The sequence below is a fragment of the Stutzerimonas sp. 21-1 genome (assembly GCF_056336065.1).
The window spans coordinates 3512437-3529166 of sequence record NZ_CM150500.1 but is presented as its reverse complement, the minus strand read 5'-3'; the positions used below and the strand labels follow the sequence as shown (position 1 = coordinate 3529166).

Genomic DNA, 16730 nt, shown 5'->3' with positions numbered 1-16730 from the left:
CGGAATAGTCTAAAAAATCACCAGCGCGAATGGAAGCGCTGTTTGGGCGTGGAAGCGGGCGCGAATGCCGGCCAGCGCACGCTCAGAGGTATTCCGGCTTGAGAATGCCCTGGAGTTGCGCATGCGGAATGAACAGCTCCGGATGGCCGCTGGAGTAGGGCGCGATGCTGTAGACGTCATACTTGAGCAGCACGCTGTCCTTGAGCAGGGCGATATGCGCGGTCTGCTGGAACGGCCACTGCTCGCGGAAGTCGGAGTTCTGTGCCTGGTCGTTCTGCGCCAACCAGCGCTGATGGGCCTGGCGGGCGGCGCGCCAGAAGTTGCCTTCCTGACCGGGGATGAGCAGGTCTTCCAGGCGCAGTTCGCGGTCCCGTGCACTGTCGTAATTGATGAAGCCACGCCCCGGCATGCCGTGTGCGCCACCGGTATAGAGGTAGCTGGACAGCTCGATCACGGTGATGTCGCCATGCTGCTCGCGCACCTTGGCCTGCAGATAGCTGGCCCAGCCGGGCTCGGCGTCGCGCAGGAACTCGGTTTGATAAGCCTGGAGCGACTCCGGCAGCCGTGCATCCGGTGCGTTGAGCGTCATGCGGCGCAGGCGCTCGTCGATCAGGCGGTCGAGCTGCGGCTCATCGGCAAAGTGCAGCGTGTCGATATTGACCAGCGGGCAATCCTCGCCGTCGCAACCGTGCGGTCGTTCCTCGGTGAGGCGCTGCGTGGCCTGCGGCGCTTGTTGCAACGGATTGTGCTGGCAGGCGCCGAGCAACAGCAGGCTGGCCAGCAGGGCGTAGACGGGAAAGCGTGCGGTAGAGGTCGGATGGCTCATGGTTCGCCTGTCGGGGTGAGGTGCCGTTTCGAGTTCATTGGGTGTCTGAAGTTCGCCGTGACCGGATCCGGCCGCCTTGCATCGGTCAGCTGAGGGCTGCGGCCGTATCGGCGGCGCGCTAGGATGATCACGGAGACGGCTCACGATGTGCGGCTGTAGTCATGCCAGTGCCGGTGCAGTGCGGATCATGTCAGACGCTGCGCGGGTACGGCCCAACCGAATGTGAGTGATGTCCAGATGAGCGAGACTTTCAAGCCCGGCCCGGATGATGTCCAGATCCTGCGACGCGAGCAATGCTTCAGCGGTTTTTACCGTCTGGAGCGCCTGCACCTGCGTCATCGCCAGTTCAATGGTGCGATGGGCGCGGAGCTGAGTCGCGAGCTGTTCGTGCGTCATGATGCGGTGTGCGTGCTGCCCTACGATCCGTGCCTGGACCGGGTGGTGCTGATCGAGCAATTCCGCGTCGGCGCGCTGGGCAAGGCGAGCAATCCCTGGTTGATCGAGCTGGTCGCCGGGCTGATCGATACGGATGAACAGCCCGAGGAGGTGGCGCGCCGCGAGGCCATCGAGGAGGCTGGGCTGGAGCTGGGCGAACTGTGGCCGGTGACCCGCTACTTTCCCTCGCCGGGCGGCAGCGACGAGCAGGTGCATCTGTTTGTCGGTCGGTGCGACAGCCAGAACGCCGAGGGCGTATTCGGCCTGGCCGAGGAGGGCGAGGACATTCGCGTGCACGTCTGGACGCTGCAGCAGGCGCTGCAGGCTGTGCGTGACGGGCGCATCGACAACGCGGCGAGCATCATCGCCCTGCAATGGCTGGCGCTGAACCGTGACGATGTGCGGGGAGCCTGGCGATGAACCGACGCCGCGAGCGCTACCGGGTCGATCTGCCCGAGCTGCAGGCCACTTGCGAGGCCAATTACTTGCGCCTGCTGTGTCTGCTGCCGGAGATGCGCCAGTCCGGCCGTACCCGGCGCATCGCCATCAGCCAGGGCGATCAGCTGCTCGGCGTGCTGGTGCTGCAGGTGCTGGAAAACTGCCCCTACACCACCACCGTGCAGGTCAGCCAGGAGCACTGCCTGAGCTGGCTGCCGGTGCCGAGAATGGAGGTGCGCGTGTATCACGACGCGCGCATGGCCGAGGTGGTTCGCGCGGAGAATGCCCGGCGCCTGCGCGGCATCTACCACTATCCCAACGCGCAGATGCACCAGCCGGACGAAAAGAGTCAGCTCAACCTGTTCCTCGGCGAGTGGCTCAGCCATTGCCAGGCGTGCGGTCACGAACTCGAACCGGTGCTCTGAGCATTCGTCGCCAGCGCCGTTCTGTGACCCACGCCCACTTCCCGCGGTTTCCCTCCCGTGTGCAGCCAACCATAATTCGGTTGCGATTTTCCCGAGGAGACGGGCCTTGCTTGGTGCATCCCTGACCGCTGCTGAAGAGTCGGTGCTGCTGGTGCAGCTCACCGATAGCCATCTGTTCGCGCCGGCGCAGGGTACCCTGCTGGGCATGGACACCTGCGACAGCCTGCAGCGGGTGATCGATCTGGTGCTCGAGGAGCAACCGCATATCGACCTGCTGCTGGCCACTGGCGATCTCTCGCAGGACGGCTCGCTCGAGTCGTACCAGCGCTTTCGCGAACTCTCGACGCGCATCGCCGCGCCTGCACGCTGGTGCCCGGGCAACCATGACGAGCGCGAAGCCATGCGTGAGGCGACCCGTGGGACCAGCCTGATGGAACCGGTGTTCGAGTGCGACAACTGGCGGGTGATCCTGCTCGATACCCTGCAATCCGGCGAAGTGTTCGGCGTGCTGGACGAGCCGCAGCTCGAGTGGCTCGACGCGACGCTGCGTGCTGCGCCCGAGCAGCACCACCTGATCTGCCTGCACCACCATCCGGTGACGATCGGCAGCCGCTGGATGGACAGCATCGGCCTGCGTGAGCCCGAACGCTTATTCGAGGTGCTCGACCGCCATCGCAACGTCCGTGCACTGCTCTGGGGGCACATTCATCAGGAATTCGAGCAGGTGCGCAACGGCGTGCGGCTGCTCGCCTCGCCCTCCACCGGCGTGCAGTTCGCTCCGCGTAGCGAGCGCTTCAAGGTCGATAGCCTGGCGCCTGGGTATCGCTGGCTGCGCCTGCACGGCGACGGTCGTCTGGACACTGGCGTGTCGCGCGTCAGCGGCATCGACTTCGAGGTGGACTACAGCGTCAAGGGCTACTGAGCCGCGCCGGCAGGCGGCTTGCACCGTGCGGCGTCCGCCTTGTAGCCTTCCCCGTCCCTTGCCTGCCAGCGAATCGAATGACCAGCGATCGTCCCGCCATCCTCTACATACACGGGCTCAACAGCTCGCCATTGTCCCAGAAGGCCCGTCAGCTCAGTGCCGCGCTCACGCGTATCGGCATGGCCGACTGCCTGCGGGTGCCGGCGCTGCATCATCATCCGCGCCAGGCCATCGCCCAGCTGGAAACGGAGCTGGCCGCGCTGGGCCGGCCGCTGCTGGTCGGCGGCTCGCTCGGCGGCTACTATGCGACCCACCTCGCCGAGCGCCACGGTCTGCGTGCGCTGCTGATCAATCCGGCGGTGCTGCCGCATCGGCGTTTCGATGGCTACTTGGGCCCGCAGACTAACCTCTACAGCGGCGAAGTCTGGGAACTCACCCATGACCATGTCGCGGCGCTGGCAGAGCTGGAAGTGCCGCCGCCGCAGGATGCCGGGCGCTATCAGGTCTGGCTGCAGACCGGCGATGAAACGCTGAACTATCGCCAGGCCGTCGACTTCTACCGTGGCTGCGCGCTGCGCATCCAGGCTGGGGGTGACCACGGTTTTCAGGGCTTCGCCGAGCGTCTGCCGGCGCTGCTGGCGTTCGCCGGGTTCGCTCCGACGCTCTGGCTCGAGACCGATTTTTCCGATTCATAAGCTATCGAGACGCCCATGTCTTACACCGCAGAAGCCATCGAAGTCCTTTCCGGCCTCGATCCGGTGCGCAAGCGCCCGGGCATGTATACCGATACCTCGCGGCCCAATCACCTTGCCCAGGAAGTCATCGACAACAGCGTCGACGAGGCGCTGGCCGGCCATGCCCGTTCGGTGCAGGTGATCCTGCATGCCGACAATTCGCTGGAAGTCATCGACGATGGCCGCGGCATGCCGGTGGATATCCATCCCGAGGAAGGCGTTCCTGGTGTCGAACTGATCCTCACCAAGCTGCACGCCGGCGGCAAGTTCTCCAACAAGAACTACCAGTTTTCCGGCGGCCTGCATGGCGTGGGCATCTCGGTGGTCAACGCATTGTCGACGCAGGTGGTGGTCACCGTCCGCCGCGACGGCAACGAGTACCGCATGAGCTTCGCCGATGGCTACAAGGCCAGCGACCTGCAGGTCATCGGCACGGTCGGCAAGCGCAACACCGGCACTAGCGTGCAGTTCTGGCCGGATGCCAAGTACTTCGACTCACCGAAGTTCTCCATCAGCCGGCTCAAACACGTGCTCAAGGCCAAGGCGGTGCTGTGTCCGGGGCTGAACGTCAGCTTCGAGGACAAGGCCAGCGGCGAGAAGGTCGAATGGCATTACGAGGACGGCCTGCGTTCCTATCTGGTCGATGCTGTCAGCGAGTTCGCCCGCCTGCCTGACGAGCCCTTCGTCGGCGCGCTTTCCGGCAATACCGAGGCAGTCGACTGGGCATTGCTGTGGTTGCCCGAGGGCGGCGACAGCGTGCAGGAAAGCTACGTCAACCTGATTCCCACCGCGCAGGGCGGCACCCACGTCAACGGTCTGCGCCAGGGCCTGCTCGATGCCATGCGCGAGTTCTGCGAGTTTCGCAGCCTGCTGCCGCGCGGCGTAAAGCTGGCGCCGGAGGATGTCTGGGAACGTATCGCTTTCGTGCTCTCGATGAAGCTGCAGGAGCCGCAGTTCTCCGGGCAGACCAAGGAACGGCTGTCCTCGCGCGAGGCCGCCGCGTTCGTCTCCGGGGTGGTCAAGGACGCCTTCAGTCTGTGGCTCAACGCCAACCCTGAGCTGGGCCTGCAGCTCGCCGAACTGGCGATCAACAACGCCGGCCGGCGGTTGAAGGCGAGCAAGAAGATCGAGCGCAAGAAGATCACCCAGGGCCCGGCGCTGCCGGGCAAGCTGGCCGACTGTGCCGGACAGGACCCGGCACGCGCCGAGCTGTTCCTGGTGGAAGGTGATTCGGCCGGCGGTAGCGCCAAGCAGGCGCGCGACAAGGAGTTTCAAGCGATCCTGCCGCTGCGCGGGAAGATCCTCAACACCTGGGAAGTGGACGGTGGCGAAGTGCTGGCCAGCCAGGAAGTACACAACATCGCCGTGGCCGTCGGGCTCGATCCGGGCTCCAGCGATCTTTCGCAGCTGCGCTATGGCAAGATCTGCATCCTCGCCGACGCCGACTCCGACGGTCTGCACATCGCCACGCTGCTCTGTGCGCTGTTCGTCCAGCATTTCCGCCCGTTGGTGGAAGCCGGCCACGTTTACGTCGCGATGCCGCCGCTGTATCGCATCGATCTGGGTAAGGACATCTTCTACGCCCTTGACGAGGCCGAGCGCGACGGCATCCTCGAGCGCCTGGTGGCCGAGAAGCGTCGCGGCAAGCCGCAGGTCACGCGCTTCAAGGGTCTCGGCGAGATGAACCCGCCGCAACTGCGCGAAACCACCATGGACCCCAACACCCGCCGGCTGGTCCAGCTGACCCTCGATGACTTCGACGGCACCCGCGAAATCATGGACATGCTGCTGGCCAAGAAGCGCGCCGGCGACCGCAAGAGCTGGCTGGAGTCGAAGGGCAATCTGGCCGAGGTACTGGTTTGATCCGCCGCTACCTGGTGCTGCTCGGCCTGCTCGGCGCGGCCGTGCCGGCCAGCGCGGCGCCGGTCGAGCTGCAGCTGGTCAGCGAGCATGCGGTTGCCGGTATGACCGGCGGCAATCTCTCCGGCCTGGCCTGGTGCGGCGATGCGCTGTGGGCCGTATCCGATCGCGACGACGACCGGCTCTACCGGCTCTCCGGCGGCGCCGGCGAATGGCAGGCCGAGGCGGAGCGTTTCGAGCTGCCGCCGCCACCAGCCAGCGGCTTGCCCTGGGGTATGCGCATGCGTACCTGGGTCAGTGGCCAGCTGCGCGGCGGCCAGATGGATTTCGAAGGCCTGAGCTGCGACAGCCTGGGCAATCGTTACCTGGTCAGCGAAGCGCACGCCGGCGTGCTGCGGGTCAATCCGGCCGGCAGCGCCGAATGGCTGCGCCTGCCATCGTCGCTGGTACGCCAGGCGCGGGCCAGCGGCATGCTGCTGCATTTCAATGCGATGTTCGAAGGCATCGCTGTCGATCCGGCGGCCGAGCGCATGTGGCTGGCGGCTGAGCGCGAGCGCCGCGGGCTGCTGGTGCTCCATCGCCGGCAGAACAGCTGGCACTGCACCGGCGGTTGTGTACTGCTGTCCGAGGGCGGTCAGGAGCTGCCACCGCCAGCACTCGGGCAACAGCCCACGGCGCCGGGCTTTACCGCCGTGGCCTTCCATCAGGACAAGCTGTTCACTCTGGAGCCGCTGGCGCATCAGGTCTGCCGCCGTGTACCGGCGACCGGCGCCGTGGAGCGTTGCTGGTCGTTCGTCGCGACGGCGTTGAGCGAGGAGCGACGCTACCCGACACGCTTCGGTACCGCCGAAGCGCTGTGGCTCGACGCCGAGGGTGCCTGGATCGGCGTCGACAACAACGACATGCGCCGCGCCGATGGTGAGCAGCGTCCGATCGTCTGGCGTTTCGCCGCGCCGGCCGGCGGCTGGAACGCGCCGTGAGCCAGACGGCCGGTCGACGCGCCGGGCGGGTGATGCTGGTGCTCGCCTGGGCTGCCGGTCTGTTCCTCGCCACGCGCTTTTTCGCCGATTGGGAAGGTGAACGCAGCAATCCCAATCGTGAACCGCTCTCGCGCGTCGAGAACGGCCAGATCGAAGTGCAGCTGGCCGGCAATCGCAGCGGGCATTTTGTCGCCGATGGCCGAATCAACGATATGCCCGTCACCTTCCTGCTCGACACCGGCGCCACCGACGTGGCGGTGCCGGTGGAGCTGGCTGGGCGTCTGCAGCTCGAGCGCGGCGCGCCGGTTCAGCTGCAGACCGCCAACGGCCGCACCACCGGCTATCGCACGCAGATCGAGCGCCTGCAATTGGGCGACATCGTCCTACGCGACGTACGCGCGGTCATCGCCCCAGGCTTCGACAGCGAGCAGATCCTGCTCGGCATGAGCGCCCTGAAACGTCTCGAATTCACCCAGCGCGCCGGCACCCTGGTGCTGCGCCAACACGCCACGGATCGACCATGAGCGAAACACTCGACCTGAGCCTGGACGGCGTGGAGCGGCGCTCCCTTGCCGACTTCACCGAGCAGGCCTACCTCAACTATTCCATGTACGTGATCATGGACCGCGCCCTGCCGCACATCGGCGACGGCCTCAAGCCCGTGCAGCGGCGCATCGTCTATGCGATGAGCGAGCTGGGTCTGAACGCCGACGCCAAGCACAAGAAGTCGGCGCGCACCGTCGGCGACGTGCTCGGCAAGTTCCACCCGCATGGCGACAGCGCCTGCTACGAGGCCATGGTGCTGATGGCCCAGCCGTTCAGCTACCGCTACACGCTGGTCGACGGTCAGGGCAACTGGGGTGCGCCGGACGATCCCAAATCGTTCGCTGCCATGCGTTACACCGAGGCGCGGTTATCGCGCTATTCCGAGGTGCTGCTGTCCGAGCTGGGGCAGGGCACGGTGGATTGGGTGCCGAACTTCGACGGCACGCTCGACGAGCCGGCGACGCTGCCGGCGCGCCTGCCCAACCTGCTGCTCAACGGCACCACCGGCATCGCCGTGGGCATGGCCACCGACGTGCCGCCGCATAACCTGCGCGAAGTCGCGGCGGCCTGCGTGCGCCTGCTCGACGAGCCGAACGCCACCGTCGAGCAGCTCTGCGAGCATATTCTCGGTCCGGATTTCCCTACCGAGGCGGAAGTCATCACGCCGCGCGCGGAGTTGCTGAAGATCTATGAAAGCGGTCGCGGCTCGGTACGCATGCGCGCCGTGTACCGGCTTGAAGACGGCGACATTGTGGTCACCGCGCTGCCGCACCAGGTCTCCGGCGCCAAGGTGCTGGAGCAGATCGCCGCGCAGATGCAGGCCAAGAAGCTGCCGATGGTCGCCGACCTGCGCGACGAATCGGATCACGAGAATCCCTGCCGTATCGTCATCATTCCTCGCTCCAACCGCGTGGATGCCGACGAGCTGATGACCCACCTGTTCGCCACCACCGAGTTGGAGTCGAGCTACCGGGTCAACACCAACGTCATCGGCCTGGACGGCAAGCCGCAGGTGAAGAACCTGCGCGTGCTGCTCAGCGAGTGGTTGACCTACCGCATCGGCACCGTGCGCCGCCGTCTGCAGTTCCGCCTGGATAAGGTGGAGAAGCGCCTGCACCTGTTGGACGGTTTGCTGGTCGCCTTCCTCAATCTCGACGAGGTGATTCACATCATCCGCACCGAGGACCAGCCCAAGCCGGTGCTGATGGCGCGCTTCGCGCTGTCCGAGCTGCAGGCCGACTACATCCTCGATACGCGCCTGCGCCAGCTGGCACGCCTCGAGGAGATGAAGATCCGCGCCGAGCAGGACGAGCTGATGAAGGAGCGCGAGCAGCTGCTGGCGCTGCTCGGCAGCGAGACCAAGCTGAAGAAGCTGGTGCGCAAGGAGTTGCTGGCCGACGCCGAGACCTACGGCGATGCGCGGCGCTCGCCGATCGTCGAGCGCGCCGAAGCCCGTGCGCTGTCGGAAAACGAACTGCTGCCGTCCGAGCCGGTCACCGTGGTGATTTCCGAGAAAGGCTGGGTGCGTTGCGCCAAGGGCCATGACATCGACGCAACCGGCCTCTCCTACAAGGCCGGCGACGGGTTCAAGGCCGCCGCTGGCGGGCGCTCGAACCAGTTCGCGGTGTTCATCGACAGCACCGGGCGCAGCTATTCGCTGGCGGCGCACTCGCTGCCTTCGGCGCGAGGCCAGGGCGAGCCGCTCACCGGCCGCCTGACGCCGCCGCCCGGCGCCAGCTTCGAATGCGTGCTGCTGCCCGATGACGATGCCCTGTACGTGATTGCCTCGGACGCCGGCTACGGTTTCGTGGTCAAGGGTGATGACTTGCAGGCCAAGAACAAGGCGGGCAAGACACTGCTGTCGCTGCCGGCCGGCGCGAAAGTGGTGGCACCGCGGCCGCTGCACAGCCGCGACGACGACTGGCTGGCGGCGGTGACGACCGAAGGGCGCCTGCTGGTGTTCCCGGTGCGGGATCTGCCGCAGCTGGGCAAGGGCAAGGGCAACAAGATCATCGGTATTCCTGGCGAGCGGGTAGCCAGCCGCGAGGAATACCTGGTCGATCTGGCGGTGCTTTCGGCAGGCGCAACGCTGACGCTGCAGGCCGGCAAGCGCACGCTGTCGCTCAAGGCCGATGACTTGGAACATTACAAGGGCGAGCGCGGGCGACGTGGCAATAAGCTGCCGCGTGGTTTCCAGCGAGTCGATGGCTTGCAGGTCGAACGCGTGGGCTGAGTGGCGCGCTTCAGTGCTGGCATCCGGGGCCGGATTCACGGAAGATAGCCACCTTTCAAACAGGCGACGCTCTGTCGATCCGACTTTCGGATCGTCCAGCACGCCGCATGGCTGGCCGTCACCGACGATCGGGTAGCCGGCGCCCGCCGTTGCATAGCCTGGATCATGGTGTAAGAGGGTAATGAACAAGTTGCTGCGTCTTTCGACTGTCTTGCTGGTACTCAGCGCCAGCTTGTCTGGCTGCATGCTGCAGCAGCCGCTGCCCATGTACCGCCTGGAGAATGGATCGGCCACTATGCCGGAGCGGATCGATGGTCCGGCGGTGCTGCTGGGACCGGTGACCCTCGCGGATTATCTGCAGCGTGATGCCATGCTGCAGCGCCTGCCTGACGGCAGCCTGGCGGCCGATGCGCAGCATGCGCGCTGGGCCGGCAGCCTGCAGGGCGACATCGAACAGCTGCTGTTGCGCCAGCTCGCCGCCGGGCTCGAGACCCAGCGTGTGCAGTTGAGTCCGGCCGGCGCTGGGTTCACACCGGATGTTCAGGTTGAAGTGGCCATTACCCGGCTGGATTCCGGCCCGGCGCACCCGGCGGTGCTGGAGGCGCAATGGCGACTGCTGGACAAGCAGGGCAAGCTGCAAGGCAGTCGCCTGGTTCGCCTGCAAGAGGAGCATCAGGGCTCGCCGGCCGATCAGGTGCATGCGCAGAGCGTGCTGCTGCAGCGTCTCGGTGAAATGCTGGCGACCGCGGCAAAGCCGCTGGCCGTCGCCAAGCCGGCTGCACCCAAGCGTGAACCCGCCAGGCCGAACAAGGCCGCCGAAGCGAAGGTGCCGCGCATCCCGGCACTCGAGCCGATCCGCACTGATATGGAAGTGTTCCGCTTCTGATCGCCCCGCGAGCCGGCCGGGAAAGACGCTGGCCGGCTCGTCAGCCTCCCGATTCCTCATACCTTCGCGCAGCCGCAGCCGCAGCCGCAGCCGGTTTCGGCGCGCGGCCGGCTTTTGCGTGGCTATCTGTCGGTAAGCAAGCGCGCCGGCTGGCGGCGCGAAGGGGAGGGTGAACGCGTGCAGCGCCTCAGCTGCGCTGACGTAGCTCGTGCATGCGCGTCAGCTGGCGCTCCAGCAGCGACGGATACGGCTCCAGCAGTCGCTCCACGCAGCAGGCACCCTCCGGGCTGGCGATCGGGCGGATGCGTGCGCGCTGCCTGATCAGCGGGTCGTCGCCGATGCTGCGCTCGACCAGCAGCAGGTTGCGGCTGTGCAGCGACATCGCCAATGCCGCCTGAGCGGCGTCGCTGAGCAGCAGATCGCCCTGACTGAGCTCGTACAGACCTTCGCCTTCGGTCAGGCCTAGTTGCAGCTGCAGGGTCAGCCCGCTGTCGGCGACCTCGATCTGCAGCGCGTGGCTCAGCGCGCGCATCAGCTCGCCGCAGCAGATCGCGTGGGTGAGGTAGTTCTGTTCATCGTCCTGGCTGTGGAACAGCATCAGGCTGCTGCCGTCGTTGAGTGTCTGCAGTTCCGCCTGATAGAGCGTTGCCGCTTGCTGCAGGGAGTCACGGTAGCGCTGCAGCAGATCGGTCAGACGCTCGCGCGGCAGGCGTCGCAGCTGTTCCTGGCCGCCGAGCTGAATGGCCAGCACCGCACTCTTGCGCGGCGCGGCCGGTGGGGTCGGCGCCGGCGGCGTCGGGGCGGCGAACGGCGGATCTTCGTCGTCGAAGGCGCCGAACGGTTCGAAGTCATCGTCCGCGCGCAGGGCCGCCGGCTCGCCGAGTGACGGCTCGATCGGTTGCGTCGGTGCGGCCGCAGGCGGTTCGCTGAAGTCACGCGGATCGACCTGATCGAAATAGCCCTCGTCGAGCATTTCGCCGAGATCCAGTTCCGGCTCGGGTTTTTCCGGCACCAGACGTGCCTGCAGCTGACGAGCGAGGTCGCCGATCTCGTCCTGACGCCCGGCGCCCGGCGCGGGGTCGTCCGGATCGCGCAGCCACAGGCGCAGCTGCAGCAGCGGCGTGGACAGCTGGCGGCCCAGACGCATGCTCAGCACCAGCGCGAGCGCCAGCAGGATCAGGCTGAGCAGGCCCATGCTCTGCAGGCTGATGGTCATCGGTTGCTGGAACTGCTGCATGTCGAGGCTGATGCGCAGATGGCCGGCGATCACTTCCTGGAAGCTGATCGGCGTGGAATACAGGCCCTTGTCGTCACCCAGCAGGCTGTGCTGCGGCCGCGTACCGGACTCGGCCAGCACGCGGTTGTCCACGCTGTAGATGGCGGCATGGGCGACCAGCGGATTCTTCACCAGATTGCTGAGCAGCACGTTGAGACTGAGGATGTCGTTGGCTACCAGCAGATCGGTAGCCGAGGCGGCCGTCTGTGTGACCAGGCTCTGGCCGAGCGCATCGGCCTGCTGCTCCATCGCCTGCTTGAACTGCATGCCGATCACCCACGCATAGATGACCAGCGCCAGGGCGACCAGCAACAGCGTGTGGCTGGCGATGCGCAGCACCAGTGGGACGCGGTGCTGACGCACGGCGCGGTAGAGCATGAGGAAGAAATTGTCTGGCTTGACGGATGCGGGCCGGTTCACAGAGCGCGGCTCTTCTCGAAGGAAATTGGCGGGCAGTATACGGAAAGCGCGATGGCGGCTGAAGGTCTGCGCGGTAAAGCAGACGAAACGTCGAAGCCCCCGCGCGTACCGGATAGCCCGGCGCGGATGTTGTAGAATGCGCGCCTTCTTTGCATGGGAGTTGCGCCTTGCGCGAAATCGTCCTGATCAACATCACCGGGGAAGATCGTCCCGGTCTGACTGCAGCCATCACAGGTGTCCTGGCGCAGGGTGGCGTGAACATCCTCGATATCGGTCAGGCGGTGATCCATGACACGCTGTCCTTCGGCATCCTGGTCGAGCTGCCCGATAGCGAAGGCGCCTCGGCGGTGCTCAAGGACGTGCTGTTCATGGGCTACAAGCACGACCAGCAGGTGCGCTTCACGCCGGTGTCCGAAGACGACTACCAGCACTGGGTGGCCGGTCAGGGCAAGTCGCGGCATATCGTGACCCTGCTGACGCGCAAGGTCACCGCCGAGCAGCTGCACCGGGTCAGCTCGATCACCGCGAAGTTCGGCCTGAACATCGATCACATCGACCGCCTCTCCGGGCGCATGCCGCTGGACGTGCCCGAGGAGCTGGGCAAGGGCTGCATCGAATTCTCCGTGCGCGGCGAGCCGGAAGACACCGCGGCGCTGCGTGCCGAATTCCTCAGCGTGGCGCAGGAGCTGAACGTCGACATCGCCTTCCAGCGCGACTCGATCTTCCGCCGCAACCGGCGTCTGGCGGTGTTCGACATGGATTCGACGCTGATCGAGGCGGAGGTCATCGACGAACTGGCCAAGGCTGCCGGCGTCGGCGAGCAGGTGGCGGAGATCACCGAGCGCGCCATGCGCGGTGAGCTGGATTTCCGCGCCAGCTTCAAGGAGCGCCTGGCGCTGCTCGAGGGGCTCTCGGAGAACGTGCTGGCGGACATCGGCGCCAGCTTGCGTCTGACCGAGGGCGCCGAGCTGCTGTTCGCCGAGCTCAAGCGGCTCGGCTACAAGACGGCAATCCTCTCCGGTGGTTTCAGCTACTTCGCCCGGCAGCTGCAGGCCAAGCTGGGCATCGATTACGTGTTCGCCAACGAACTGCAAATCGTCAACGGCAAGGTCACCGGCGTGGCGGTCGAGCCGATCGTCGACGCCCAGCGCAAGGCCGATCTGCTGCGCCAGCTGGCTGAGCAGGAAGGGCTGCGCCTGGAGCAGACCATCGCGGTCGGCGACGGCGCCAACGACCTGCCGATGCTCGGTCTGGCCGGCCTCGGCGTGGCGTTCCGCGCCAAACCGCTGGTCAAACAGTCGGCCAAGCAGGCGATCTCCACTCTGGGGCTGGATGGCATCCTCTATCTGCTCGGCTATCGCGACCGGGAAGGCGCGGAGTAACGCCTTTTCCGATAGGCATAACGGCAGAAACGACAAGCCCCGAGTCGGGGTCGGCTCGGGGCTTGTCGTTTCCGGGTACTGGCTGCTTTAGGGCTTGATGGCCACCTTGAGCACGCCGTCACGCTGATTGGCGAACAGGTCGTAGGCCGCTTCGATGTCGTTCAGCGCGTACTGGTGGGTCACCAGTGGGCCGAGGTCGACGCGCCCGGACGCCACTACGTTGAGCAGCCGGCGCATGCGTTCCTTGCCGCCGGGGCACAGCGAAGTGACGATCTTGTTGTCGCCGAGGCCGGCATGGAACGCGCCCAGCGGAATGGTCAGGTCGCTGGAGTAGACGCCCAGACTCGACAGCGTGCCGCCGGGCTTGAGCGCGCGCAGCGCCTGCTCGAAAGTGGTCTGGGTGCCGAGCGCTTCGATGGCGGCATCGACGCCACGGCCACCGGTCAGCTTCATGATCTCGTCGACGACATCGACGTTGCGGAAGTTCATCGTCACGTCAGCGCCCATCCGTCGCGCGATATCCAGCCGGGCATCGACGCCGTCCACCGCGATGATGGTGCTCGCGCCGCGCAGCTTGGCGCCGGCGGTGGCGCAGAGGCCGATCGGCCCCTGGGCGAAGATCACCACGATGTCACCGATCTTGATGTTGGCCGCCTCGGCGCCAGCGAAGCCGGTGGACATGATGTCCGGGCACATCAGGACCTGCTCATCGGTCAATCCGTCGGGCACCGGCGCCAGGTTGGCCTGCGCGTCGGGCACCAGCACGTATTCGGCCTGGGTGCCGTCGATCGTGTTGCCGAAGCGCCAGCCGCCCATCGGCTTGTAGCCGTGGCAGCTGCAGCCGCCGTCTTGCGAGGAGAGACCGTCCTGGCTGGCGTAGGAGGAGAAGTTCGGGCAGATGGCACCGGCGATGACCCGCTGGCCTTCCTGGTAACCCTGCACGTTGCTGCCGAGCTTTTCGATGATACCCACCGGCTCGTGGCCGATGGTCAGGCCGCGGGCGACCGGATATTCGCCCTTGAGGATGTGTACGTCGGTGCCGCAGATGGTGGTGGTGGTGATACGCAGCAGCGCATCGTTGGGGCCGATCTCGGGGATCGGCTTGTCCTGCAGTTCGATACGGCCCGGTTCGACGAACACCGCGGCTTTCATCATGGCCATGATGGCGACTCCTCTCGGATCAAAAGACGTCAGAACACTCTAGTCGAGTGTTGTGACGTCTCGCTGATCCCGATCAAGGTCGTGCCTGATGCAGGGGGACGGTTACTCCTCGTCCGAGGAGAAGTTGTAGTCCATCGACTGGCTGGGGCCTTGCAGGTAATGACCCTGGATGTAGTTGACGCCCGCCTGCCAGAGCGTCGCCAGCACCGTGGCGCTCTCGACGAAGGGTACGATGCTCCGGCGCTTGTGTTCGTGCAGGTCGGCGAGCAGCTGCTTGAGCGCTTCCTGGTTCTCCTGGCGGCTCAGATCCTGGGTGTAGGAGCCGTCGACCTTGACGAACAGCGCGTTCAGGTGACGCAGCGTGTTGAATGGATTGAGCACGCAGCCGAAGTTGCTCAGCGCCATGTGGCAACCCAGCTCGGCGAGGCCTTGGCCCAACGCCTTGGCGGGTTTGAGGTAGGCCACCGCATCCGGTTCGTTGAGCTCGAACACCAGCGCGTCGCCCGGCAGGCGGGCTGCCTTGAGCACGACGCCGAGCCAGGGCAGCAGCCCGGGATCCTGCAGACTGGCGCTGGACAGGTGCAGGAACAGCCGCGTGCTGTGGCCCTTGGTGCGATGTTCGGCAAGCAGCTTGATCGAGTTGAGGATCACCCAGCGGTCGATCTTGCCGGCCAGGCCAGCGTCGCTGGCAGCGCTGAGGAACTGCGCCGGCGGGACTTCGACGCCCTGTGGGTCGAGCAGGCGCAGCAGCACCTCGTAGTGCTCGTGGCTGTCGCCGCGCAGGCTGATGATCGGCTGGAACAGCAGGCGGAAACTGTTGGTGTCCAGCGCCTGCTGCAGCATGGCGGCGAGATTGCCGCGACTTGCAGCCGCCGCCAGCTCGTCGGCCGGATCATAGCGCTTGAGCGAGTTGCCGTCGGTGAGTTCGTCGGCACAGCGATGGGCGCGTTCGATGACGTCCTGCGCGCGCGCGGTCTTCTCGTCCAGGCCAGCGACGCCGATGCTCAGGGTGGTCTGCACGGTGCGACCGCCAATGTCGAACAGGTGGCCTTCGACGCGAGTCAGCAGCTTGCGCAGCGAGACTTCGGCCTGGTCCGGTGCGATACCGGGCTGCAGCGCGGTGAACACATCGTCGGCGAAGCGGGCCAGCGGCGCCTGGGCGTCAAAGTATCCGCGCAGCACATCGGCCAGCTGGTGCAGCAGCTGGTCGGCATCGCTCAGGCCGATTTCGGCCTGCAGGCTGGCGAAGCGGTCCACGCGGATATACGCCAGGCTGGCGATCTGGCCGGCATTGACCGCGCGCTCGACGGCGCTGTCGACCAGTTCGGTGAAATGGTTGCGGTTGTGCAGGCCGGTAATCGGGTCCTGCGTGCTGATCTCGCGCAGCTTCTGCAGTTCGGCGCTGTCGTTTTCGGCGCGGATCACGACTTGGATGCACGGCTCGCCATCGTAGGTGGCTGGCGAGAAGTGCATGCGCGCCTGGAAGCTGTCGCCATCGAAGCGCACGCCACTGCAGGTCAGCTCGCTGTTACCTTCCATCGTCTGGTAGTTCTTCAGGAAGGTCTTGAAACTGCCCTGATCGCAGGCTTCGATCAGGTCGATCATCGGCATGCCTTCCAGATCTTCGACGTCGGCGTAGCCGAACAGCTCAAGGTAGGCGCGGTTGGCATAGATGTGCATGCCGTCGTGCACGTAGGCAATGGCGTCCACCGAGCTGTCGAGCAGCAGCTGGCAGCGTTTTTCCGCCTCGCGCAACGCCACTTCCGCCGAACGCCGGGCGCGCCGCTGTTCGAGGTTGGCCAGCTCGCGGTTGGCCACCAGTAGCAGCCACTCGTCCTCGCCCTGCGGCAGTGCGTCCTGGGCGCCGAGCGTCAGCGCATCGGTGATCGCTTCGGCGTCGTTGCTCGCGGTGAGCTGGATAATCGGGATGTCCTTGGCCTGCCGGCGGATGGCGGCGATGGCCTCGCTCGGTTCGAGATTCTCGCTGCTCGGCGCGGCGATCAGCAGGTCCCAGGTCTGTTGCAGCGCGCTCGCGAGATCATCGCTGGACGTGAGGCGATGCACCCGGGTGGCCTGTCCGGCATTGCGGAACAGACTGACCAGACGCTCGGCTTCGTTCTGCGAATCCTCGAGAATCAACAGGCGGATGGTTTTCTTTTGCAGGGCCATGACGACAGATCAAAAGCGCGCCGAAGGTGCGCGGGCG

General features: G+C 66.0%; 14 protein-coding genes. 10 read left to right on the top strand and 4 right to left on the bottom strand.

The window, feature by feature from the left end; genetic code table 11:
• Positions 1-82 precede the first annotated feature (82 nt).
• On the bottom strand, positions 83-826 hold the full coding sequence (locus AC0ZJQ_RS16970) for an RsiV family protein (protein WP_314018091.1): 744 nt from the start codon (positions 824-826) through the stop codon (positions 83-85).
• A 237-nt stretch (positions 827-1063) separates the two neighbouring features.
• Between AC0ZJQ_RS16970 and AC0ZJQ_RS16965 the strand changes: the two genes are divergently transcribed.
• The 9 genes from AC0ZJQ_RS16965 (at position 1064) to AC0ZJQ_RS16925 (ending at position 10285) form a co-directional block, all read left to right on the top strand.
• Complete coding sequence (locus AC0ZJQ_RS16965; protein ID WP_008569609.1) at positions 1064-1681, top strand: NUDIX domain-containing protein; 618 nt, start codon at positions 1064-1066, stop codon at positions 1679-1681.
• The gene (locus AC0ZJQ_RS16960) at positions 1678-2124 is read left to right on the top strand and encodes a DUF1249 domain-containing protein (protein WP_476476977.1); all 447 of its coding nucleotides are present in this window, start codon (positions 1678-1680) and stop codon (positions 2122-2124) included. Before AC0ZJQ_RS16965 ends, AC0ZJQ_RS16960 begins: the two co-directional genes overlap by 4 nt.
• A gap of 106 nt (positions 2125-2230) precedes the next feature.
• Positions 2231-3046, top strand: a complete 816-nt coding sequence (cpdA, locus tag AC0ZJQ_RS16955; RefSeq protein ID WP_476476976.1) for a 3',5'-cyclic-AMP phosphodiesterase — start codon at positions 2231-2233, stop codon at positions 3044-3046.
• Positions 3047-3123: 77 nt separating this feature from the next.
• Positions 3124-3741 carry a YqiA/YcfP family alpha/beta fold hydrolase gene (locus AC0ZJQ_RS16950; RefSeq protein ID WP_476476975.1) on the top strand — a complete coding sequence of 206 codons (618 nt, stop codon included), beginning with the start codon at positions 3124-3126 and terminating at the stop codon, positions 3739-3741.
• Between the two features lie 15 nt (positions 3742-3756).
• Positions 3757-5643, top strand: a complete 1887-nt coding sequence (gene parE / locus AC0ZJQ_RS16945; RefSeq protein WP_476476974.1) for a DNA topoisomerase IV subunit B — start codon at positions 3757-3759, stop codon at positions 5641-5643.
• Entirely contained in the window at positions 5640-6620 is a 981-nt protein-coding gene (locus tag AC0ZJQ_RS16940) for an esterase-like activity of phytase family protein (RefSeq protein WP_476476973.1), read from the top strand. Before parE ends, AC0ZJQ_RS16940 begins: the two co-directional genes overlap by 4 nt.
• On the top strand, positions 6617-7144 hold the full coding sequence (locus AC0ZJQ_RS16935; protein WP_476476972.1) for a retropepsin-like aspartic protease family protein: 528 nt from the start codon (positions 6617-6619) through the stop codon (positions 7142-7144). Before AC0ZJQ_RS16940 ends, AC0ZJQ_RS16935 begins: the two co-directional genes overlap by 4 nt.
• The gene (gene parC, locus AC0ZJQ_RS16930) at positions 7141-9399 is read left to right on the top strand and encodes a DNA topoisomerase IV subunit A (RefSeq protein ID WP_476476971.1); all 2259 of its coding nucleotides are present in this window, start codon (positions 7141-7143) and stop codon (positions 9397-9399) included. Before AC0ZJQ_RS16935 ends, parC begins: the two co-directional genes overlap by 4 nt.
• A 181-nt stretch (positions 9400-9580) precedes the next feature.
• Positions 9581-10285, top strand: coding sequence for a PqiC family protein (locus tag AC0ZJQ_RS16925; RefSeq protein WP_476476970.1), 705 nt, complete (start codon positions 9581-9583; stop codon positions 10283-10285).
• A 187-nt stretch (positions 10286-10472) separates the two neighbouring features.
• Here AC0ZJQ_RS16925 and AC0ZJQ_RS16920 read toward each other — a convergent pair whose 3' ends face one another.
• A complete protein-coding gene (locus tag AC0ZJQ_RS16920) occupies positions 10473-11981 on the bottom strand; it encodes an AhpA/YtjB family protein (RefSeq protein WP_008569619.1) in 1509 nt (502 codons plus the stop codon).
• Positions 11982-12148: 167 nt separating this feature from the next.
• Here AC0ZJQ_RS16920 and serB point away from each other — a divergent pair, with 167 nt between their 5' ends.
• Complete coding sequence (gene serB / locus AC0ZJQ_RS16915) at positions 12149-13363, top strand: phosphoserine phosphatase SerB (RefSeq protein WP_008569620.1); 1215 nt, start codon at positions 12149-12151, stop codon at positions 13361-13363.
• A gap of 87 nt (positions 13364-13450) precedes the next feature.
• Here the strand turns inward: serB and AC0ZJQ_RS16910 are convergent, their stop codons facing one another.
• The gene (locus AC0ZJQ_RS16910) at positions 13451-14527 is read right to left on the bottom strand and encodes an NAD(P)-dependent alcohol dehydrogenase (RefSeq protein ID WP_314018592.1); all 1077 of its coding nucleotides are present in this window, start codon (positions 14525-14527) and stop codon (positions 13451-13453) included.
• A gap of 99 nt (positions 14528-14626) precedes the next feature.
• On the bottom strand, positions 14627-16693 hold the full coding sequence (locus AC0ZJQ_RS16905) for an EAL domain-containing protein (RefSeq protein ID WP_476476969.1): 2067 nt from the start codon (positions 16691-16693) through the stop codon (positions 14627-14629).
• Positions 16694-16730 lie beyond the last annotated feature (37 nt).

What these genes read in the sequence shown, in the direction of transcription:
- AC0ZJQ_RS16960 (WP_476476977.1), top strand. Translation starts at nt 1,678, where the DNA reads ATGAACCGACGCCGCGAGCGCTACCGGGTCGATCTGCCCGAGCTGCAG.
- AC0ZJQ_RS16905 (WP_476476969.1), bottom strand. Translation starts at nt 16,693, where the DNA reads ATGGCCCTGCAAAAGAAAACCATCCGCCTGTTGATTCTCGAGGATTCG.
- parE (WP_476476974.1), top strand. Translation starts at nt 3,757, where the DNA reads ATGTCTTACACCGCAGAAGCCATCGAAGTCCTTTCCGGCCTCGATCCG.
- AC0ZJQ_RS16965 (WP_008569609.1), top strand. Translation starts at nt 1,064, where the DNA reads ATGAGCGAGACTTTCAAGCCCGGCCCGGATGATGTCCAGATCCTGCGA.
- AC0ZJQ_RS16970 (WP_314018091.1), bottom strand. Translation starts at nt 826, where the DNA reads ATGAGCCATCCGACCTCTACCGCACGCTTTCCCGTCTACGCCCTGCTG.
- AC0ZJQ_RS16925 (WP_476476970.1), top strand. Translation starts at nt 9,581, where the DNA reads ATGAACAAGTTGCTGCGTCTTTCGACTGTCTTGCTGGTACTCAGCGCC.
- AC0ZJQ_RS16950 (WP_476476975.1), top strand. Translation starts at nt 3,124, where the DNA reads ATGACCAGCGATCGTCCCGCCATCCTCTACATACACGGGCTCAACAGC.
- parC (WP_476476971.1), top strand. Translation starts at nt 7,141, where the DNA reads ATGAGCGAAACACTCGACCTGAGCCTGGACGGCGTGGAGCGGCGCTCC.